This window comes from Paraburkholderia sp. A1RI_3L (genome assembly GCF_048957895.1).
Taxonomy (GTDB): domain Bacteria; phylum Pseudomonadota; class Gammaproteobacteria; order Burkholderiales; family Burkholderiaceae; genus Paraburkholderia; species Paraburkholderia kururiensis.
The window spans coordinates 621,194-642,234 of sequence record NZ_JARCHA010000001.1 but is presented as its reverse complement, the minus strand read 5'-3'; the positions used below and the strand labels follow the sequence as shown (position 1 = coordinate 642,234).

Genomic DNA, 21,041 nt, shown 5'->3' with positions numbered 1-21,041 from the left:
CGTCGAGGGCGGCCGTGAGTGGCCATGGACAAAAGGCCTAAGCACCGCCGAACCCTCGCGTTCAACCGGAGCGCTTCATCCGGCCGCCGCGCATTTTCCGCTATACTCTGCGTTCACCAAGGCATCACCAACACGCGCCGATTTGCTGACTCGATTGCGGGCGCGCGAACCAGCCGGGCCAGTCCCAGCGGTTCACTATAAATGCGGCTAAAGAGGTCGTCAGCCGCGCACTCTCCTTCCTCCCGCGCACCGCAGACACCATTTAGCCGCCCTGTCATCTAGGCGGAATGAATGGAATCCATCGGGATCGTCGCTCCACAAAAACTGCATTTTGCCGAGCCGCTGCGTCTGCAGAACGGTAGCTCGCTGGCCGGTTACGACCTCATGGTCGAGACCTACGGCACCCTCAACGCCGAGCGCAGCAATGCCGTGCTCGTCTGCCACGCGCTCAACGCGTCCCACCACGTCGCGGGCGTCTACGCCGACGACCCCAAGAACGTCGGCTGGTGGGACAACATGGTGGGCCCCGGCAAGCCGCTCGACACCAACCGCTTCTTCGTGATTGGCGTGAACAACCTGGGTTCGTGCTTCGGCTCCACGGGGCCCATGAGCATCGACCCGGGCACGGGCCGGCCGTATGGGGCGCGCTTTCCTGTCGTCACCGTCGAAGACTGGGTCAACGCGCAGGTGCGCGTGGCGGACTCGTTCGGTATCGAAAAATTCGCGGCCGTGATGGGTGGGAGCCTCGGCGGCATGCAGGCGCTTGCGTGGAGCACGATGTACCCGGACCGCGTGGGCCATTGCATCGTGGTCGCGTCCACGCCCAAGCTCTCGGCGCAGAACATCGCGTTCAACGAGGTGGCGCGCTCCGCGATTCTCTCGGACCCCGACTTCCACGGCGGCGACTACTACGCGCACGGCGTGAAGCCCAAGCGCGGCCTGCGCGTGGCACGCATGATCGGCCACATCACGTACCTCTCCGACGACGACATGGCCGCCAAATTCGGCCGCGCGCTGCGCCGCGCCGAAGGTGCCCACGACGCCTACAACTTCAGCTTCGACGTGGAGTTCGAAGTGGAGTCGTACCTGCGCTACCAGGGCGACAAGTTCGCCGAATACTTCGACGCGAACACCTACCTGCTGATTACGCGCGCGCTCGACTACTTCGACCCCGCCAAGGCCTACGACGGCGATCTCACCGCTGCGCTCGCCCATACGAAGGCAAAGTACTTCATCGCGAGCTTCACGACCGACTGGCGTTTCGCCCCCGCGCGCTCGCGCGAAATCGTGAAGGCGCTGCTCGATCACAAGCGCCGGGTCACGTATGCCGAAATCGACGCGCCGCACGGCCACGACGCCTTCCTGCTCGACGACGCGCGCTACCACAACCTGATGCGCGCCTATTACGAACGCATTGCCGCCGAGGTTGGCGTATGAACCAGACCGCATTCAACAATCTCGCCACGCGCGAGGACTTCCGCGCCATCGCGCGCTGGGTGGAACCGCGCTCGACGGTGCTCGATCTCGGCTGCGGCGACGGGTCGCTGCTCTCGCTGCTCACCGAAGAACTCGAGGTGTTCGGCTACGGCATCGAGATCAACGACGCCGGCGTGCTCGCCTCCACGAAGAACGGCATCAACGTGATCCAGCAGAACCTGGAAGACGGCCTGCGGCTCTTCGAAGACGCCAGCTTCGACTTCGCGATCCTCTCGCAGACGCTGCAGACCATCCACCAGACCGCCGCGATCCTGCGCGAGACGGTGCGCGTGGGCAAAGAGTGCATCGTGTCGTTCCCGAACTTCGGCTACTGGCCGCACCGGCTTTCGGTGCTGCGCGGCCGCATGCCGGTGTCGAAATCGCTGCCGTACCAGTGGCACAACACGCCGAACGTGCGCGTGCTCACGATCAAGGACTTCGAGGCGCTCGCGCCGGAAGTGGGCATCGAAATTCTCGACCGCGTGGTGCTGCACGGCGGCCAGACGGTGCGTTGGGGCGCGAACTGGCGTGGTAGTCTTGCGGTCTATCGCGTCAGGAAAAGCTGACCGGACCGCCGCGACGGGGGCCGGTCGGCGCGAATCCAGCTCCATCCGCTGACCCACGCTCCACACCGCTGCCACATGCCGAATCCGCTGCACGAGGTACCCGCACTCACTGCCCACGAAGAACATCCCGGGTGGCGTGCGTATCTGAACACGCACATGCTGATCTGCGTGTTTCTCGGCTTCACGTCGGGCTTGCCGCTCTTCACGCTGGTCTACCTCGTGCAGGCGTGGCTGCGTTCCGAAGGCGTGAACCTCAAGGAAATCGGCCTCTTCGCGCTGATCCAGTTTCCCTACACGTGGAAGTTCGTGTGGGCGCCGCTCATGGACCGCTACGTGCCGCGTCTACCAGGCTGGCGGCCGGGCCGTCGGCGCGGCTGGATGCTGCTCACGCAGATTCTCGTGGCGGGCGCCATTGCGGCGCTCGGCTTCGTCTCGCCGCGCGATTCGATCTGGACCGTGGCCGCGCTCACCGCGCTCGTCGCGTTCTTCGGCGCGAGCCAGGACATCGTGATCGACGCCTACCGCCGCGAGTTGCTCTCTGACACGCAGCAGGGCCTCGGCAACGCGGTGCACGTCAACGCGTACAAGATCGCGGCGCTGATTCCGGGCTCGCTCGCGCTGATTCTCTCCGACCATCTGCCGTGGACCACGGTGTTCGCCGTCACCGCCGCGTTCATGCTGCCCGGCATGGTGATGACGCTCGTGGTGCGCGAGCCCGAAGTGCACGGCACGCCGCCCAGGAACCTGCGCGACGCCATCATCCTGCCGTTTCGCGAGTTCGTTGAACGCGACGGCTGGCGCGGCGCGCTCTTTGTGCTCGCGTTCATCTTTCTCTACAAGCTCGGCGACACGATGGCGACCACGCTCTCGACGTCGTTCTTTCTCGACATCGGCTTCTCGCGCACGCAGATCGGCGTGATCGCGAAAACCACGGCGTTCGGCGCGAGCCTTGCGGGCGGCATTATCGGCGGCGTGTGGCTGGTGAAGATCGGCATCGGGCGCGGGCTCTGGATCTTCGGCGCGTTGCAGATGGTCTCCACGCTCGGCTTCGCCTGGCTCGCCCAGGTGGGCCCCGGCTCGCCCGTGCTCGCTGCGCTCTACGACTTCACGGTGGGCGCGAGTCATCTCACGGGCAAGCTCTTCTCCGTGTTCGGCGCGAGTTCGCAGATGCAGCTCGATCCGCGGTCCGTCGCGCTTGCGCTCGTGTTCGGTCTGGAGACCTTCGCAACGGGCCTCACGATGGCCGCGTTCACCGCCTATATCGCGAGCACCACGGACCCGCGTTACACGGCCACGCAGTTCGCGCTTTTCACGAGCCTCGCCTCGGTGCCGCGCACGCTGGCGTCGGCCGCGAGCGGTTATGTGGTCGCGCAAATCGGCTGGTTCGATTACTTCCTTGCGTGCACCGCGCTTGCGCTGCCGGGCATGCTGCTGCTCGTGCGCATCGCGCCCTGGAGGCTGCGCTCGTGAAGCCGCGAGCCACTGTGGCAACGGACTGCGCACGCGGCGCGTCGTCGCCGGCATCGTCCCGGCTGAGCGCGTTGCTGATTGTGGGGGCGCTGGCGGCCACGGGGCTATTGCCCGCAGCACGCGCCGCCGACGCGTCCGCGGGTGGCACGAGCGGCACCGGCACAGCGACCGGCGGCACCAGCGCGGCGACTAGCGCGCTCCCTGCTACGGCGCCCGCATCGAACACAGCAGGCCATCCGCCTGCGGCTACGCCGGCTTCCGCCGCGTCCACGACGGCACACGGCGCGCCGGCGCTGAACCCGGCTTCCGCAACGGCCGCGAGCGCCAGTTCCACGCCAGGCGGGACGCCCTTCAGCCCTTCGGGCGAGGTGCGCTACGGCCCGAACATGGCCACGTTCCGCAACCTGATTCCGTCGTCGATGCTCGACGCGCAGGCTGCAGCAGAGTTTCAGCAGATCGTCTACGGCGCGCAGCACCAGAACCGCCTGTACCCGGACACCGATGCGCGCGTGAAGCGCGTGCGCGCCATCGTGGAGCGGCTCGCGTCCTACTCCTCGAAGTGGAACGACCGCGTGAAGGGCTGGAAGTGGGACGTTGCGGTGATCCAGTCGCCGGCGGTCCGCATGTACTGTCTGCCGGGCGGCAAGGTCGTGGTGTACGGCGGCATGCTGGACCGCGTGCGGCTGAACGACGACGAACTGGGCGTGCTCACGGCCCATGAGATCGCGCACGCGCTGCGCGAACATGCGCGCGAGCGCCTCGGCGAACAGCAAGCCGCGCAACTTGGCTCGGGCAGCATTCCGCAGCTGTTTGGCCTTGCCGACCTCGGCGCGGCGCCGCTCGGCATCGGTACACAGTTGCTCGAAATGAAGTACGAAAGCGCCGACGAAACAGAAGCCGACGTGATCGGCGCCGACATCGCCTCGCGCGCGGGCTACGATCCGCGCGCCGCCGTCACGCTATGGGACAAGCTCGCTGTCGCGACGCGCGCCGACCGCGAGCAGGGGTTCATCTACGTGCATCCGTACACGACTGCGCGCCGCAAGGACATCATGAAGCGGCTCACCGATATGCTGCCGCTCTACGCCAAAGCGGTGGGCAGCACGGTGGACGCGCTGCCCGACTACGCTGGCACGCCGCGCGCGCCCGCTGAACAGCGGCGTTAAGCCTTCGCCTTGAGCTTGTGGTCGTAGTCGACCGTGAGCGGTGCGTGGTCGCTGAACTTGATGTCGCGAAAGATCGAGGTGCGCTTCGCCTTGCCGGCAATGCCGGGCGTCGCGATCTGATAGTCGATGCGCCACCCCACGTTCTTCGCATACGCCTGACCGCGATTGCTCCACCACGTGTACTGCTCGGGCCGCTGGTCGAGCGTGCGGAACACGTCCACGTAACCCACGTCGTCGAAGAGCTTCGTGAGCCACGCGCGTTCTTCAGGCAGGCAGCCCGAATTCTTCTGGTTGCTCTTCCAGTTCTTGATGTCGATTTCCTTGTGGACGATGTTCACGTCGCCGCACACGATCACCTCGCGCTCCGCACGCAGCGCCGCGAGGTGCGGCATGAACTCGTCCATGAAGCGGTACTTGGCCTGCTGGCGCTCGTCGCCGCTCGAACCCGAGGGCACGTACACGGACACGATGGAGAGCTTGCCGAAGCGCGCTTCCACGTAGCGGCCTTCCGGGTCGAACTCCTTGCTGCCGAAGCCGATCACGACTTCGTCCGGCTCATGCCGCGTATAGAGCCCCGCGCCGCTGTAGCCCTTTTTCACCGCGTGCTGGAAGTAGCCCGTGAAGTCGTGCGGCGCGAGGAACTCGGGCGTCATGTCGTCCTGCGAGCACTTGATTTCCTGCACGCAGAGCACGTCGGCGCCCTGGGTGCCGAACCAGTCGAAGAAGCCTTTTTTCGCCGCGGAACGAATGCCGTTGAGGTTGGCGGTGATCACACGCAACATGTCTTTCCTTTTTTGTAGTGGGTTGCCGCGGCGCCGCGCTCATGCGCCGGCGCGCGCGGATCGTGCCTATTCCACCTGCAGGCCCTTCAGCGATTCCTTCGCCGCCGGGTATTCGAGGTTCATCGATTCGAGCAGACGCAGCAACAGTTCCGCCACCATGAGGTTGCGGTGCGTCTTCGAGTCGGCGGGAATCACGTACCACGGCGCGATCTCGGTGGACGTGGCCGCGAGCGCCTCGCCATAGGCGGTCTGATACGGGTCCCAAAGCTTGCGGGCCGCGAGATCGGAGACGTCGAATTTCCAGTGCTTGGTGGGGTCGTCGATGCGCGCCTGGATGCGCTTGCGCTGCTCTTCCTTCGAAATGTGCAGCAGGCATTTGATGATCGCGGTGCCGCTCTCGGCCAGCAGCGACTCGAACTGGCGGATGTGGCGAAAGCGACGTTCGCGCTCCACGTCGTCGATCTGGCCCAGCACGTAGGGCACGAGCACGTCTTCGTAGTGGCTGCGATTGAAGATGGCCAGCTCGCCCGCGGCGGGCGCGTGGACGTGCACGCGCCAGAGGAAGTCGTGCGCCGATTCGATGGGCGTGGGCGCCTTGAACGGCACGATGCGAATGCCGAGCGGGTCGACCTCGTGGAACACGGCGCGGATCGTGCCGTCTTTGCCGCTCGTGTCCATGCCTTGCAGCACGAGCAGCACGCGCTGGTAACGCTGCGCGTAGAGCCGGTCTTGCTGCGAGTCGAGCTTCATCGTGACTTCGGTGAGGCGCTCGCGGTCGGCGTCTTTCGATCCGCGCGAGAACGGCTTCACGGCCGGGTCGAAATCTGCGAGCGCGAACTTCTTCGCCTTCTTGCTTTCGCTGAAGAACGGCACGCGGAAATCGTCGAGGTCGGGTGCTTTCGCCATCCAGTGCTCCACTCAAGACAAACGCATTGCGGCGCGCCTGCCGGGGCAAACCCGCTGGTTCGCCCCGTTCGGTTCATGCGCGTGGGCGCGCGATGACGCGAATTGCGGCACGTTGAGGCGCGCCGCCGGCCGGCTTACGAGGATAGCTTCTTCTTTAGCAATTCGTTGACCTGCTGCGGATTCGCCTTGCCCTTGGTCGCCTTCATCGCCTGGCCGATCAGCGCGTTGAACGCCTTGTCCTTGCCCGCGCGGTACTCGTCCACCGACTTCTGGTTGGCGGCCAGCACTTCGTCGATGATCGCTTCCAGCGCGCCGGAATCCGAGATCTGCTTGAGACCCTTCGCCTCGATGATGCGGTCCGCGGCGCCTTCGTCCGTGGCCTTCTCGTCCCACATGGCGAGGAACACTTCCTTGGCGATCTTGTTGGAGATCGTGCCGTCCGCGATGCGTTGCAGCAGCAGCGCGAGTTGCGCCGCGGAGACGGGACTCTGCCCGATATCGAGCCCTTCGCGGTTCAACTGCGACGACACTTCGCCCATCAGCCAGTTAGCCGCGACCTTTGACTGCGTTTTGTCCTGACCAGCGCCCGCCTTCGCCACCACCGCCTCGAAGTACCCAGCCATCGCCTTGCTCGACGTGAGCACGCCCGCGTCGTACGGCGTCACGCCGTACTGTTCGACGAAGCGCCGCTGCATGCCGGCCGGCAGCTCCGGCATCTCGCCCTTCACGCGCTCCACCCAGGCCGCGTCGATCACGAGCGGCATCAGGTCGGGGTCGGGGAAATAGCGGTAATCGTGCGCGTCTTCCTTGCTGCGCATGGAGCGCGTCTCGCGCCGGTCCGGGTCGTAGAGCCGTGTTTCCTGCACCACGGTGCCGCCGTCTTCGATGAGCTCGATCTGGCGGCGCACTTCGTAGTTGATGGCGTCTTCGAGGAAGCGGAACGAGTTGAGGTTCTTGATCTCGGCGCGCGTGCCGAATTCCTTCTGACCCACCGGCCGCACCGACACGTTCGCGTCGCAGCGGAACGACCCTTCCTGCATGTTGCCGTCGCAGATGCCGAGCCACATCACGAGCGCGTGCAGCGCCTTCGCGTAGGCGACGGCCTCGACGGCGCTGCGCATTTCCGGCTCGGTGACGATTTCGAGCAGCGGCGTGCCGGCGCGGTTCAGGTCAATGCCGGTCATGCCCGCGAAGTCCTCGTGCAGCGACTTGCCGGCGTCCTCTTCGAGGTGAGCGCGCGTGAGGTTGATGGTCTTCTCGTAAGCGGCCGCGCCGGTCTTCTCGTTGGCGGGCACCTGAATCGTGACGGTGCCGCCCTGCACGACAGGAATCTCGTACTGGCTGATCTGATAGCCCTTCGGGAGATCCGGGTAAAAGTAGTTCTTGCGCGCGAAAATGCTGCGCGGCGCCACCGTCGCGCCGATGGCGAGACCGAAGCGGATGGCGCGTTCCACGGCGCCGCGGTTCATGACCGGCAGCACGCCGGGCAACGCGAGGTCGACGGGGCACGCCTGCGTGTTCGGCGCTGCGCCGAACTGCGTGGATGCGCCGGAGAAAATCTTCGAGGCGGTCGAGAGCTGCGCGTGCGTCTCGAGGCCGATCACCACTTCCCACTGCATGTCAGATTCCTCCCGGTGCCTTGCGATGCCAGTCGGTCACGCGCTGGAACGCGTCCGCGACCTGCAGCATCCGGGCTTCGTTGAAATAGTTGCCGATGATCTGCAAGCCCACCGGACGCTGGCCGTTCGCGCCCGCGCCGAAGCCGCAGGGCACGCTCATGCCGGGCAGGCCCGCGAGGCTCACCGAAAGCGTGTAGATGTCCGCGAGGTACATCTGCACGGGGTCGTCGCCCTTCGCGCCGATGTCCCACGCCACCGAAGGCGCCACCGGCCCCATGATGACATCGCACTGGCGGAACGCTTCCTGGAAGTCCTGCGCGATGATGCGGCGGATCTTCTGCGCCTGGAGGTAGTAGGCGTCGTAGTAGCCGTGCGAGAGCACGTAGGTGCCCACGAGGATGCGGCGCTTCACCTCGGGGCCGAACCCTTCGGCGCGCGACTTCTTGTACATGTCGAGCAGATCGCGATACTCGGCCGCGCGGTGGCCGTAGCGCACGCCGTCGAAACGCGACAGGTTCGAGGAGGCCTCGGCCGGCGCGATCACGTAGTAGACGGGAATCGAAAGCTCGGTCTTGGGCAGCGACACTTCCACGAGCGTTGCGCCGAGCGCCTCGTACTGGCGCAGCGCGGCGTCCACGGATGCGCGCACGTCTTCGGCAAGACCCGCGCCGAAGTACTCCTTCGGCAGGCCGATGCGCAGGCCGGTAAGCGGCTTGTTCGCAGCGGCATTGTCGGCGGCGTCGGCAGACCACGCCTTGCCGAGGTAGCGCGTGTAGTCTTCGTCGTCGCGCACGAGGCTCGTCGAATCGCGCTCGTCGAAGCCGGCCATGGCGTTGAGCAGCGTGGCGCAATCGGCGGCGCTGCGCGCCATCGGGCCAGCCTGGTCCAGCGACGAAGCGAACGCGATCATGCCGTAGCGCGACACGCGGCCATACGTCGGCTTGATGCCCGTCACGCCCGAGAACGACGCGGGCTGACGGATGGAGCCGCCCGTGTCCGTCGCGGTGGCAGCCGGCGCGAGACGCGCGGCCACCGCCGCTGCCGAGCCGCCCGACGAACCGCCCGGCACGGCCTTCACGTCCCACGGGTTGTGCACGGCACCGAACGCGGAGTTTTCGTTGGACGAGCCCATCGCGAACTCGTCCATGTTGGTCTTGCCGACGCAGACCATGCCCGCGCGTTCCAGCCGCGCCACGACCGTGGCGTCGAACGGGCTCACGTAGTTCGCGAGCATCTTCGAGCCCGCGGTGGAGCGCCAGCCGCGCGTCACGAACACGTCCTTGTGGGCAACCGGCACACCCGTGAGCGGACCGGCGTCGCCGGCGGCAAGGCGGGCGTCGGCGGCTTTCGCTTGCGCGAGCGTGAGGTCCGGATCGACCTGCACGAAGGCGTTCAGGCCCTGCTGCGCTTCGATCCGCTTCAGATACAGCTGCGCCAGCTCCACCGCGGAACATTCCTTCGCGGCGAGCGCGGCGCGCAGTTCGGTCAAGCTTTTTTCATGCATTGCGTGGTTCCTGGAGAGCGCGGCAGCGCATCAAGGCGCTGCCGGTGGGGTGCTGGCCTGCCCGCCGGCAGGTTGCGTCCCGAATGCAAAAAGGCCAAAGAGGCGGAGCGACGGATCGGGCGGAACGCGATCACAAGGTCGCCACATGCGCCGCAGTGCCTGCGGCTCAAGGCCGCGGTATCGCCCCGCGGCCTTTGCGGTTACTCGAGCACCTTCGGCACGAGGTAGAGCCCGTCCTGCACCGCCGGGGCCACGCGCTGGTACTCGTCGCGCTGCACGGTCTCGGTCACGGCGTCGTCGCGCAGACGCAGCGCAACGTCTTCGATCTGCTCGATCGGGTGCGCAAGCGGCGCAATGCCTGTGGTGTCCACCGCCTGCATCTGCTCGACGAGGCCGAAGAATTCGTTGAGCTGGGCAAGCGTGTGCTCGGCGTCGGCATCGGGTAATTCGAGCCGCGCCAGGTGCGCAATACGCTTCACATCGTTGAGGGTCAGGGACATGCGGTCACCGGAAGAGATTCAGTGGGTCGCCGCGCGCAAAAAATGGTGCCGCGACAGTGGCTTACGACGCAGGAACCGGCCCCGAAAGGACGTGCCGGCGACAGCAAAAAGTACCGTCCTTATCCTGCAAAACAGGCAAAATTATAAGGTATCATTACGCGTTCGACCCAAACCCGGACCGCCCTGCGCCCTTTCCCGAACGACCTGCGTCACACCGCAGCGGGATCGCAGGAAGCCGGGCAAGCCTCCGGTAGACATCCCCGCAGCTTCGTGCTCCCCATGGCGGCGCATCCGCCGACACGAAGCTGTTTAATTATCCGCTGCCGCCCTCCACCCTTGCGATGCGAGGCACGGCCCCAGCGAGACAGGATTTTGAATGTTCGGTTTTTTGCGCAGCTACTTCTCCAACGATCTGGCGATTGACCTCGGCACTGCCAACACGCTCATCTACATGCGTGGTAAAGGAATCGTCCTCGACGAACCCTCGGTCGTCTCCATCCGCCAGGAAGGCGGTCCTAACGGCAAGAAAACCATCCAGGCAGTGGGCCGCGAAGCCAAGCAGATGCTCGGCAAGGTGCCGGGCAACATCGAAGCCATTCGGCCGATGAAAGACGGCGTGATCGCCGACTTCACCGTGACCGAGCAGATGATCAAGCAGTTCATCAAGACGGCCCACGAATCGCGCATGTTCTCGCCGTCGCCGCGCATCATCATCTGCGTGCCGTGCGGTTCCACCCAGGTGGAACGCCGCGCCATCAAGGAAGCGGCTCACGGCGCAGGCGCCTCGCAGGTCTACCTGATCGAAGAACCGATGGCGGCTGCCATCGGCGCGGGCCTGCCGGTGTCGGAAGCCACGGGCTCGATGGTCGTGGACATCGGCGGCGGCACCACGGAAGTGGGCGTCATCTCGCTGGGCGGCATCGTCTACAAGGGCTCCGTGCGCGTGGGCGGCGACAAGTTCGACGAAGCCATCGTCAACTACATCCGCCGCAACTACGGCATGCTGATCGGCGAACAGACCGCCGAAGCCATCAAGAAGGAAATCGGCTCGGCCTTCCCCGGCTCCGAAGTCAAGGAAATGGAAGTGAAGGGCCGCAACCTCTCGGAAGGCATTCCGCGCAGCTTCACCATCTCCAGCAACGAAATTCTCGAGGCGCTCACCGATCCGCTGAACCAGATCGTGTCGTCGGTGAAGATCGCGCTCGAACAGACGCCGCCCGAACTGGGCGCGGACATCGCCGAGCGCGGCATGATGCTGACGGGCGGCGGCGCCCTGCTGCGCGACCTGGACCGGCTGCTCGCCGAAGAAACCGGCCTGCCGGTGCTCGTGGCCGAAGACCCGCTCACCTGCGTGGTGCGCGGCTCGGGCATGGCCCTCGAGCGCATGGACAAGCTCGGCAGCATCTTCTCGTACGAGTGAAGCGGGGCTCCTGTCTGATGCCAGCGGCGCGGCTCGTCCGGGTTCCCCGGGCCGCCGCCCGCTGATGGCGCACTTCAGCGCCGCTGTTACGCCCAACCGCTCACGCCCCCGGCGCCGACCATGGAATACAGTCCGCCGCCCCTCTTCAAGCAAGGCCCGTCGGCTCTCGTACGGCTGATCTTTTTCGTCGTACTTTCGCTCGTGCTGCTCGTCTCCGACGCGCGGTTCAACACGCTGGAAATCGTGCGCGGCATTCTTGGTGCGGGCCTTTATCCGCTGCAGCGCGCAGCGCTCGTGCCGCGCGACCTCTTCATGGGCGCGGCGGATCTCGCCGTCACCAGTTCGCAATTACGCAGCGAAAACACCCAGCTCCACGCGAAGAATCTGAAGCTCGCGCAAGAGGCCAATCTTGCCGCCTCGCTCAGCGTGGAAAACGCGCACCTGCGCGCGCTGCTACAGCTTTCGCAGCACGCCAGCACGCAGTCGATCCCGGTCGAAATCCAGTACGACACCGCCGATCCGTTCACGCAGAAGATCGTGATCGGCAGCGGCTCGCAGCAAGGCATTCACAACGGCGCACCCGTCGTCAGCGAAGACGGCGTGGTGGGCCAGGTGACCCGCGTATTCCCGCTGCAATCCGAAGTCTCGCTGCTCACCGACAAGGACCAGGCCGTGCCCGTGCAGGTGCTGCGCACCGGCCTGCGCAGCGTGATCTACGGCACGCCGAAGGGCGACGCGCTCGACCTGCGTTTCGTGCCCATCAGCGCAGACGTGGTGGTCGGCGACGAACTCGTGACGAGCGGGCTCGACGGCGTCTATCCGCCAGGGCTGCCGGTCGCCAAGGTGATCCGCGTGGACAAGCAGGCCGACACCGCGTTTGCCCGCGTGATCTGCGTGCCGGTGGCCGCCGTGCGCGGCGCGCGCCAGATGCTCGTGCTGCGCTATCAGACCGACGCGCCGCCACGTCCCGCGGAACCCGAGCCGGCATCTGCGGCAAAAGATGCGAAGGCGAAGAAAGGCGCCAAGGGTACCGATAAGGGCGCGTCCAAGGGCGCCGATAAGGGCGCCGAAAAGCCGGACAGCAAAGCCGCCACCACGGGCAAGGCAGCAGACGCAAAAGCACCGCCTGCCGAAACGAAACCGAAAGCCGCCGAAGCAAAAGCACCCGCCCCGGCCGCCGGCAAGCCGGCCACGGCCCGTGCGGCCAGCCAGCCGCGCGCGGCGCAGGGGAGCAAGCCATGAACCGCCCCCAATACATCCTGCAGCCGGTCAATCCGTACTTCATCGTCTTCAGCCTCGCCGCGGCGTTCCTGCTGAACCTGATGCCGTGGGGCAAGCTGATCGGCGTGCCCGACTTCGTCGCGCTCGTGCTGCTGTTCTGGAACGTGCACCAGCCCCGCAAGGTGGGCATGGGCACCGCATTCCTGCTCGGCCTGCTCATGGACGTGCACAATGCGAGCCTGCTCGGCGAGCACGCGCTCGCCTACACGTTGCTCTCGTACGGCGCGATCACGATTCATCGCCGCGTGCTGTGGGTCTCGCCGCTCTGGCAGATGCTCGCCGTGATGCCGCTCCTCGTTGGCGCGCAGGTGGTGCCATTCATCATTCGCCTGTTGATGGGCGCGGCCTTTCCCGGCTGGGGCTATTTGATCGACGGCTTCGTGGAAGCCGCGCTGTGGCCGCTCGCCAGCATCCTGCTGCTGATGCCGCAGCGCCGTCCGGTAGACCCGGACGACACGCGGCCCATCTAGGCAGGCCACACCGCTTTCTGGGTCGCGATCTCTTCCCGCGCGGCCCTTTGGTTTACGCATGACCGAATTCAAGGACACCCAGCAGCAACTCTTCAGGTTCCGCCTGCGCGTGACGGCGGCGGGCCTGTTCGTGTTCGTCTGTTTCGGGCTCATCGTGCTGCGGTTCCTGTACCTGCAGGTCTGGCACCACAGCAAGTATTCGCTGCAGGCCGACGAGAACCGCATTTCGGTTGCGCCCATCGTGCCGAACCGCGGCATCATCACCGACCGCAACGGCGTGGTGCTCGCGAAGAACTACTCGGCGTACACGCTCGAAATCACACCGTCCAAGCTCAACGACACGCTGGACAACGTGATCGACCAGCTCTCCACCGTCATCACGATCGACGCGCGCGACCGGCGCCGCTTCAAGAAGCTGCTGGAAGACTCGAAGCACTTCGAAAGCCTGCCCATCCGCACCCGCCTCACCGACGAGGAAGTGGCGCGCTTCACCGCGCAGCGCTTCCGCTTTCCGGGCGTCGAAGTGCGCGCGCGCCTGTTCCGCCAATATCCGCTCGGCCCCACGGCGGCGCACGTGATCGGCTACATCGGCCGGATCTCGCAGCGCGACCAGGAGCGCATCGACGACCAGAGCGAGCAGAACAACAGCGACCCCGAGCACTACGACCCGCGCCTTGACGCGAACAACTACAAGGGCACGGACTACATCGGCAAGATCGGCGTCGAAGAGAGCTACGAAACCGAACTGCATGGGCTGACAGGCTTCGAGGAAGTCGAGGTGACGGCGGGCGGGCGGCCCGTGCGCACGCTCTCGCGCACGCAGGCGACGCCTGGCAACAACCTCGTGCTCTCGCTCGACATCGGGCTGCAGGAAGTGGCCGAGCAAGCGTTCGCGGGCAAACGCGGCGCGCTGGTGGCCATCGAGCCTTCCACGGGTGATGTGCTCGCGTTCGTCTCGGCGCCGAGCTTCGATCCGAACTCTTTCGTGGACGGCATCGACCAGCAGACCTGGGACGAACTCAACAACTCGCCGGACCACCCGCTCCTGAACCGTCCGCTGCACGGCACCTATCCGCCGGGCTCCACGTACAAGCCGTTCATGGCGCTCGCCGCGCTCACGCTGCACAAACGCACGCCGCAGTGGGGCTTCCAGGATCCCGGCTACTACACGTTCGGCAACCACACGTTCCGCAACGACGTGCGCAGCGGCCAGGGCTGGGTGGACATGAACCGCGCGATCATGGTGTCGAACGACACCTATTTCTACATGGTCGCGCACGACCTGGGGGTCAACGCGATCGCCGACTTCATGAAGCCGTGGGGCTTCGGCCAGATCACGGGCATCGATATTCCGGGCGAAGCGCGCGGCATCCTGCCCTCCACCGAGTGGAAGAGAAAGGCGTACCGCAAGCCGGAAATGCAGCGCTGGTACGAGGGTGAAACGATCAGCCTCGGCATCGGGCAGGGCTACAACTCGTTCACGATCCTGCAACTCGCGCACGCGGTCGCCACGCTCGCCGACAACGGCGTGGTAATGAAGCCCCACCTCGTGAAGGAAATCGAAAACCCCATCACGCACGACACGCATCTCACCGTGCCGCACGAAAGCGGGCGCATCGACGTGAAGCAGTCGGACATCGACGTCGTGAAGCGCGGCATGGAAAACGTGATGATGAATCCGTCCGGCACGGCGTACAAAGTCTTCGCGAACGCGCCGTACGAGTCAGCGGGCAAGACCGGCACGGCGCAGGTGTTCTCGCTCCAGGGCAGCAACTACCGGGCGCACGGGCTTTCCGAAAAGCTGCGCGACCACGCGCTCTTCATCGCGTTCGCGCCGGTGGACCATCCGAAGATCGCGCTCGCGCTGATCGTGGAAAACGGCGGCTGGGGCGCGGAATCGGCCGCGCCGATTGCCCGCCGCGTCATGGACTACTACCTGGTGGACCGCAAGAAACCCGGCATGCAAGCCGCCGAGGTGGCCGCGGCGGCGTCCGCGGCACAGGAAAGCTCGGCACCCGCGATTGGGGATACGGCGACGTCGGCGGTGGGCGCCGTTGGGCCCATCGCTATCGCGCCCGGCTTCAAGGCGCTGCCGATGCCGGTGACGGCGCAGGAAAAAGCGGCGTCTGAGGCGCTGGGCGCGTCGGGGGCGGTCGGTGCGTCGTCCGCTGCTTTGGGCGCATCTTCGGCTACAGCTTCCGGCACGGCGTCAGTTGCGTCGCCCGCTATTTCCTCACCCGCTACAGCGTCGCCAGGTGCCGTGCCGCGCGCGGGGACAGCCATGCCCACCGCCCGCCCAGTTGTACCTCGCGAGGCGAGTACCCCGGGCGCGGCGTCGGCGCAAGACACGCAGGCCCCGGCCACCCGGGCCGAAGCACCGCGCCGCACCGGACCGCGCCCCTCGCGCCGCGGCGCAGGCGACACCGCCTCCGCCGTACTCGCACCGCCGCCTGGCCGCGAGACCGGCGGCGACGCAGCAGACCACACCGTCGTGCCACCCGCGCCCGCCACCGGCGGCATCGACGAGTAAGGAGAGCAGCATGCAGTTCATGCAAATCGACAAGCACGCCGTGCTCGACCGCATCAAGCGGATGTTCGCGGGCTTCGACCGTCCGCTCGCGCTTACTGTCTTCCTGCTGCTGTGCGTGGGCATCGTCACGCTGTACAGCGCGAGTCTGGACGTGCCGGGCCGCGTGGAAGACCAGCTTCGCAACATCCTGTTGACCTTCGTGCTGATGTGGGCGCTCGCCAATGTGCCCCCCACTACGCTGATGCGCTTCGCCGTGCCGCTTTACACCGTGGGCATCGCGCTGCTGGTCGGGGTGGCGATGTTCGGTCTCACGCGCAAGGGCGCGAAGCGCTGGATCAACGTCGGCGTGGTGATTCAGCCGTCGGAGATCCTCAAGATCGCCGTCCCGCTCATGCTGGCCTGGTACTTCCAGCGTCGCGAGGGCGTGATCCGCTGGTACGACTACGTGGTGGGCTTCGTGATTCTGGGGCTGCCGGTCGCGCTGATCGCCAAGCAGCCTGATCTGGGCACCGCCGTGCTCGTGTTCGCCGCGGGCTTTTTCGTGATCTATTTCGCGGGGCTCAGCTTCAAGCTGATCGTGCCCGTGCTGATTGCGGGCGTGATCGCTGTGGGGTCGATTGCGGTCTTCCAGGATCGCATCTGCCAGCCCGAGGTCAACTGGCCCTTGATGCACGACTACCAGAAGCACCGCATCTGCACGCTGCTCGATCCCACGTCAGACCCGCTCGGTAAAGGCTTTCACACTATTCAGGCGGTGATCGCGATCGGCTCGGGCGGACCGCTCGGCAAGGGCTGGCTCAAGGGCACGCAGGCGCATCTGGAGTTCATCCCCGAAAAGCACACCGACTTCATCTTCGCCGTCTTTTCCGAGGAATTCGGGCTGATGGGCGGCATCGTGCTGCTCACGCTCTACATGGCGCTCATTGCGCGCGGGCTCTACATCGCCGCGAACGGCGCGACGCTGTTCGGGCGGCTGCTGGCGGGGTCGCTGACGATGGCGTTCTTCACCTACGCGTTCGTCAACATCGGCATGGTGAGCGGCATCTTGCCGGTGGTCGGCGTGCCGCTGCCCTTCATGAGCTACGGCGGCACCGCGCTCACGACACTCGGCATCGCGATCGGACTCATCATGAGCGTCGCGCGGCAAAAACGGCTGATGCAGAGCTAGGTAGCGCTGCGCGGTTGCGGCCATCGCGCGGTGCCGCAACGCAGCGCACGGCTGATTTCTTATTGCGTCGGCGCGGCCTTCTGAATCTGCGCACTCAACTGCTGGTACTTGAGGCGCGCCGCCGGATCGCCCTGCGCCGCAGCCGCCGCGTAATAGGCGCGCGCCACGTTCAGGTTCTTTGCCACGCCGTCGCCGCCGCGCTCGTAAAAGGAGCCGGCCACGTATTGCGCGGTCATGTCGCCGCCCTCGGCGGCCTTCTTGTACCAGTAGAACGCCTGGCGGTTGTCGCGCGATGTGCCGCGACCGTCCAGGAACTGATTGGCGAGTGCGAGTTCCGCCTGCACATGGCCCTGTTGCGCCGCCTTCAGAAACCACTGATGCGCCTCAGCCGGATCGCGGCCGACGAAGTCGCCGTCGTCGTACATCTTCCCGTAGACATACTGCGCGTGCGACATGTTGGCGTCCGCGGCCTTGCGCAGCCACTTCTTGCCCTCGTCGACGTTGGCGGCCGTGCCCTCGCCGTTGAGCAGCATCATCGCGTAATTGAATTCGGCGAGCCGGTTGCCGCGCTGCGCCGCCTGACGGAATTCCGCAAGCGCCGCGCCGACGTTTCCGGCGTTGTAGTCGGCCACCGCCGATTCAGTCTGGGGATCGCTCTTGCCGCCACCTTGCTGCTGCGCGAGCGCCAAGGCTGGGCCACCCATAAAGAGCCCGCCCGCCGCCGCGAGCGCAGCGATTAGCCGACGCGTTTTCATGACCGTACCTCCTGCAACGCCTGGCGCGTTGCCCGCAACATCCACATGACGTCCGCAGCGAGCGCGATGAAGTTGAAGCCCGCTTCGCGGTACTGACGCGCACTGGCCACGTCCAGTGCAAAAATGCCCGCCGCGATACCCGCGGCACGCGCCGCCGCAACCACCTTCGCCATGGCGGCCTGCACATCGGGATGCTTCGAGTCGCCCAGATGGCCAAGGCTCGCAGCCAGATCCGCCGGTCCGACGAACACGCAGTCCACGCCCGGCGTGGCCGCAATGCGTTCCACCTCTTGCAAGCCCTGCGCCGACTCGATCTGCACGATGGTCGCGATCTGCGCGTTGGCCGTCTGAAGATAGTCGCGCCGCATGCCATAGGCCGCCGCGCGCACGACGCCAGCCACACCGCGCAGACCATCGGGCGTGCTCTGCGACGGATATTGCGTGAGCCGAACGGCATGCGCCGCCTGGTCGGCCGATTCGACGTTCGGGAACATCACGGTGCGCGCGCCGACATCCAGTACGCGCTTGACGAGCCACGGCTCGTTGGCCGGCAGGCGCACCACCGGTTCGCTCGGCAGATGTGCCGCGGCAATCGCCCGCAGCTGGGCGGTCACGTCGACGCTGTCGTTGGGCGTGTGTTCCATGTCGATCAGCAGCCAGTCGAAGCCCGCGTGCGCGAGCGCCTCGGCTGCCGTTTCACTGCCCATGGAAAGCCACAGACCGTACAACGGCCCGGCCTCCTTGAGCCGCTCTTTGAGGGGATTCGTGAAGGTGCTCATCGCCGCGCTCCTTGCGAAAGAGCGACGGCGCCGGCTGGCGGATGCCGTTCAGCCAGGCTGCGCGCGCCGCATGGACGCGTGTCGCGCGTGTGCGCGTGTGGCTGAACGCCTTGGGAAATTGCGGCCGGCACGTCTCGCTCCATGTGATTGTGGAGCGATCATACCGTGACAATAACGGGCACGCGTCGGGGCGGGTCAGCTCCCGCCGGAGGCCCGAATCGTGGGCCTCGCTCGCCGGCGCTGACTAGTCGCGGGTCACTTCCGCCCAGCAATTCGGCGTTTCGTAGAGACGCACGCGCGCCAGACGCAGATTCACGCCGTAGTGGGCGTCGTAGACGTTCGACAGGATGTCGAACGCGATGGCCGCGAGGTTTTCGACCGTGGGAATGCGGTCCAGCACCACGGTCTTGTGGCCGGGCAGCGAGTCGAGGAAACCGCGCACCTGCGTGTCGCCCTCGAAGACGAGGAATGCATGGTCCCAGCGGTCCACCAGATGCTGGTTCGCGAGCGCCTTCACGTCCGCGAAGTCCATCACCATGCCGCGATCCGGCGCGCCTTCCGTTTCCACCAGATCGCCCTGCAGCGTGATTTCGAGCACATAGCGATGGCCGTGCAGATTGCGGCACTGGCTGCGGTGGTCGGGAATGCGGTGGCCCGCATCGAATTCGAGTTTTCGGGTAATCGTCAGCACGGCGGATCAGGGAATGTTCAGGTACTTGTGAGTCTGCATGGACAGCCGCCAGCGCGGATGCCGCTTGCACCAGTCGATGGCGAGCTTCGTGTTGATGTCGCGCGAAGGGCCGTCCATGGGCTGCACGAGAAAGTAATCGAAATCGAGCTTCTCGTAGTCGGCGAGGCGCTGGTTGTCCTGCGGCACGACAACCTTCAGCTCGTTGCCCTTCGTCACGACGAGCGGCGCGTCGGCCTTCGGGCTCACGCAGATCCAGTCGATCGTCTCGAGCACCGGCAGCGAGCCATTCGTTTCGATGGCGATCTCAAAGCCCGCTTCGTGCAGCGCATCGACGAACGGCTGGTCGATCTGCAGCATCGGCTCGCCGCCCGTGCAGACGACGAAGCGGTGCGCTTCGCCTGCGGGCCACAGCGACGCGATTTTCGCGACGAGGTCGGCGGCGTCGCGGTACTTGCCGCCGTTCTCGCCGTCGGTGCCAACGAAGTCGGTATCGCAGAAACGGCACACGGCTTCGCTGCGATCCTCCTCGCGCCCGGACCACAGGTTGCAGCCGGCGAACCGGCAGAACACGGCCGGACGGCCGGCGTTCGCGCCCTCGCCCTGCAACGTATAGAAGATTTCCTTGACCGCGTACGTCATGCTGCTTTCTGTCTGTGTTCGTCCTGGCGTGGGATCACGCCTTCGATTTGCGTCGCCGCTGCGTGTGCGGCACAGGCTCACACGGGCGAAGTCACCTTTTCGCCGGCGAGCCACGCCTCGTATCCGCGTTTGCGCAGCCGGCATGCCGGGCATTCGCCGCAGCCAAAGCCCCAGCTATGCAGTTCCGCCCGTTCGCCGACGTAGCACGTGTGCGTTTCCACGCGAATCAGTTCCACGAGCGCATCGCCGCCCAGCTCATGCGCAAGCCGCCACGTATCGGCCTTGTCGAGCCACATGAGCGGCGTTTCCAGCACGAAGCGGCTGTCCATGCCGAGATTGAGCGCCACCTGCAACGCCTTCATGGTGTCGTCGCGGCAATCCGGGTAGCCCGAGAAATCCGTTTCGCACATTCCGCCGACCAGCACCTGCAATCCACGCCGGTATGCAATCGCCGCCGCGATCGTCATGAACATGAGGTTGCGGCCCGGCACGAACGTGTTCGGCAGCCCGCTCGCGGAGGCTTCGATCTCGATCTCGCGCGTCATCGCGGTTTCGCTGATCGCGCCGAGCACTGACAGGTCGATCATGTGATCGTCGCCCAGGCGAGCGCCCCAAGCCGGAAACTGCTGGGCAATCGCGTTGCGGAAGCTCTCGCGGCACTCCAGTTCGATGCGGTGCCGCTGGCCGTAGTCGAAGCCCAGCGTTTCTACCGTCTCAAAGCGGTCGAGCGCCCATGCAAGGCAAGTGGCCGAGTCCTGGCCGCCCGAAAACAGCACAAGCGCGCTGTTTTTAGCGTCTGTTCGAGTCACCGTGAAGCTCCGTGTATTGAGTGGGGGCACCGCGCTCGCCTCGTGTGCACCCTACGTGCGACGAAGCAGCGCGAAGCGGCAGTGCCGCGGCCCGGGCAGTATAGGTCGCGCCATCTGCTGCAGGGCGCGCACGCGCTTATACCGCCAATCGTCAGAATCTGTCGCCCCGGCGCACGGGCCGGGCAGCGGGTTCGGCCTGCTGCACACTCGTGCCGTTGCTGGAACGGCGGGCCTTGATCGGAACTCGCGAACGGGGCAATCGACGCATGGCGATTGGCGCTTCCGTCTTGCCGCTTCGGTCGCGATGTAGCGCGTTATATTATCACGCGCCCCATACCGCCACCGGCGAGCCGACCGGGCCTACCCGCCTGGACACTGGCCAAAACGAAAGCCCCAGGAATCTGACGATTTCCTGGGGCTTACTTAATTCTGGTGGCCTGGGGCGGAATCGAACCACCGACACGCGGATTTTCAATCCGCTGCTCTACCAACTGAGCTACCGGGCCAACG

The 21,041-nt window shown here is 65.9% G+C and carries 19 protein-coding genes and 1 tRNA gene; 9 read left to right on the top strand and 11 right to left on the bottom strand.

Annotated features, from left to right (window positions below):
• Nucleotides 1–291 precede the first annotated feature (291 nt).
• From metX to PXJ20_RS03075, 4 genes are all read left to right on the top strand, one after another.
• On the top strand, nt 292–1,437 hold the full coding sequence (gene metX / locus PXJ20_RS03090; protein WP_017772388.1) for a homoserine O-succinyltransferase MetX: 1,146 nt from the start codon (nt 292–294) through the stop codon (nt 1,435–1,437).
• Nucleotides 1,434–2,042, top strand: coding sequence for a methionine biosynthesis protein MetW (gene metW / locus PXJ20_RS03085; RefSeq protein WP_277597141.1), 609 nt, complete (start codon nt 1,434–1,436; stop codon nt 2,040–2,042). Before metX ends, metW begins: the two co-directional genes overlap by 4 nt.
• A 75-nt stretch (nt 2,043–2,117) precedes the next feature.
• On the top strand, nt 2,118–3,512 hold the full coding sequence (locus tag PXJ20_RS03080; RefSeq protein ID WP_413212847.1) for an AmpG family muropeptide MFS transporter: 1,395 nt from the start codon (nt 2,118–2,120) through the stop codon (nt 3,510–3,512).
• A complete protein-coding gene (locus PXJ20_RS03075; protein ID WP_421030962.1) occupies nt 3,494–4,678 on the top strand; it encodes a M48 family metallopeptidase in 1,185 nt (394 codons plus the stop codon). The genes PXJ20_RS03080 and PXJ20_RS03075 overlap by 19 nt, the downstream gene beginning before the upstream one ends.
• On the opposite strand, the gene PXJ20_RS03070 is transcribed toward PXJ20_RS03075, so the two are convergent.
• The 5 genes from PXJ20_RS03070 to gatC form a co-directional block, all read right to left on the bottom strand.
• Complete coding sequence (locus PXJ20_RS03070) at nt 4,675–5,460, bottom strand: exodeoxyribonuclease III (protein WP_199543016.1); 786 nt, start codon at nt 5,458–5,460, stop codon at nt 4,675–4,677. The two genes, PXJ20_RS03075 and PXJ20_RS03070, sit on opposite strands and share 4 nt — an antisense overlap.
• 66 nt (nt 5,461–5,526) lie before the next feature.
• On the bottom strand, nt 5,527–6,366 hold the full coding sequence (locus tag PXJ20_RS03065; protein ID WP_017772383.1) for a PPK2 family polyphosphate kinase: 840 nt from the start codon (nt 6,364–6,366) through the stop codon (nt 5,527–5,529).
• A 134-nt stretch (nt 6,367–6,500) separates the two neighbouring features.
• Nucleotides 6,501–7,985: an Asp-tRNA(Asn)/Glu-tRNA(Gln) amidotransferase subunit GatB gene (gene gatB, locus PXJ20_RS03060; RefSeq protein ID WP_421030151.1), complete on the bottom strand. Its 1,485-nt coding sequence runs from the start codon at nt 7,983–7,985 to the stop codon at nt 6,501–6,503.
• Between the two features lies 1 nt (nt 7,986).
• The gene (gene gatA, locus PXJ20_RS03055) at nt 7,987–9,489 is read right to left on the bottom strand and encodes an Asp-tRNA(Asn)/Glu-tRNA(Gln) amidotransferase subunit GatA (protein WP_017772381.1); all 1,503 of its coding nucleotides are present in this window, start codon (nt 9,487–9,489) and stop codon (nt 7,987–7,989) included.
• A 200-nt stretch (nt 9,490–9,689) separates the two neighbouring features.
• A complete protein-coding gene (gatC, locus tag PXJ20_RS03050) occupies nt 9,690–9,989 on the bottom strand; it encodes an Asp-tRNA(Asn)/Glu-tRNA(Gln) amidotransferase subunit GatC (protein ID WP_017772380.1) in 300 nt (99 codons plus the stop codon).
• Nucleotides 9,990–10,365: 376 nt separating this feature from the next.
• Here gatC and PXJ20_RS03045 point away from each other — a divergent pair, with 376 nt between their 5' ends.
• The 5 genes from PXJ20_RS03045 (at nt 10,366) to rodA (ending at nt 16,858) form a co-directional block, all read left to right on the top strand.
• Complete coding sequence (locus PXJ20_RS03045) at nt 10,366–11,409, top strand: rod shape-determining protein (RefSeq protein ID WP_017772379.1); 1,044 nt, start codon at nt 10,366–10,368, stop codon at nt 11,407–11,409.
• A 120-nt stretch (nt 11,410–11,529) separates the two neighbouring features.
• On the top strand, nt 11,530–12,651 hold the full coding sequence (gene mreC, locus PXJ20_RS03040; protein ID WP_413212844.1) for a rod shape-determining protein MreC: 1,122 nt from the start codon (nt 11,530–11,532) through the stop codon (nt 12,649–12,651).
• The gene (gene mreD, locus PXJ20_RS03035) at nt 12,648–13,160 is read left to right on the top strand and encodes a rod shape-determining protein MreD (protein WP_017772377.1); all 513 of its coding nucleotides are present in this window, start codon (nt 12,648–12,650) and stop codon (nt 13,158–13,160) included. Before mreC ends, mreD begins: the two co-directional genes overlap by 4 nt.
• Before the next feature lie 58 nt (nt 13,161–13,218).
• Nucleotides 13,219–15,690: a penicillin-binding protein 2 gene (gene mrdA / locus PXJ20_RS03030; protein WP_421030150.1), complete on the top strand. Its 2,472-nt coding sequence runs from the start codon at nt 13,219–13,221 to the stop codon at nt 15,688–15,690.
• A 19-nt stretch (nt 15,691–15,709) separates the two neighbouring features.
• Nucleotides 15,710–16,858, top strand: a complete 1,149-nt coding sequence (gene rodA / locus PXJ20_RS03025) for a rod shape-determining protein RodA (protein WP_026120960.1) — start codon at nt 15,710–15,712, stop codon at nt 16,856–16,858.
• Between the two features lie 59 nt (nt 16,859–16,917).
• Here the strand turns inward: rodA and PXJ20_RS03020 are convergent, their stop codons facing one another.
• From PXJ20_RS03020 to PXJ20_RS02995, 6 genes are all read right to left on the bottom strand, one after another.
• The gene (locus tag PXJ20_RS03020) at nt 16,918–17,613 is read right to left on the bottom strand and encodes a tetratricopeptide repeat protein (RefSeq protein WP_017772375.1); all 696 of its coding nucleotides are present in this window, start codon (nt 17,611–17,613) and stop codon (nt 16,918–16,920) included.
• Nucleotides 17,610–18,392, bottom strand: coding sequence for an HpcH/HpaI aldolase family protein (locus PXJ20_RS03015; protein WP_126878595.1), 783 nt, complete (start codon nt 18,390–18,392; stop codon nt 17,610–17,612). The genes PXJ20_RS03020 and PXJ20_RS03015 overlap by 4 nt, the downstream gene beginning before the upstream one ends.
• A 244-nt stretch (nt 18,393–18,636) precedes the next feature.
• Nucleotides 18,637–19,080 (bottom strand): 6-carboxytetrahydropterin synthase QueD, encoded by a 444-nt coding sequence (gene queD, locus PXJ20_RS03010; protein WP_026120959.1) that lies wholly within the window; start codon nt 19,078–19,080, stop codon nt 18,637–18,639.
• Nucleotides 19,081–19,089: 9 nt separating this feature from the next.
• On the bottom strand, nt 19,090–19,722 hold the full coding sequence (gene queE / locus PXJ20_RS03005; protein WP_421030149.1) for a 7-carboxy-7-deazaguanine synthase: 633 nt from the start codon (nt 19,720–19,722) through the stop codon (nt 19,090–19,092).
• 77 nt (nt 19,723–19,799) lie between these two features.
• Nucleotides 19,800–20,531 (bottom strand): 7-cyano-7-deazaguanine synthase QueC, encoded by a 732-nt coding sequence (queC, locus tag PXJ20_RS03000; protein ID WP_421030148.1) that lies wholly within the window; start codon nt 20,529–20,531, stop codon nt 19,800–19,802.
• A 430-nt stretch (nt 20,532–20,961) separates the two neighbouring features.
• A tRNA-Phe gene (locus tag PXJ20_RS02995) sits at nt 20,962–21,037 on the bottom strand.
• Nucleotides 21,038–21,041: the final 4 nt, after the last annotated feature.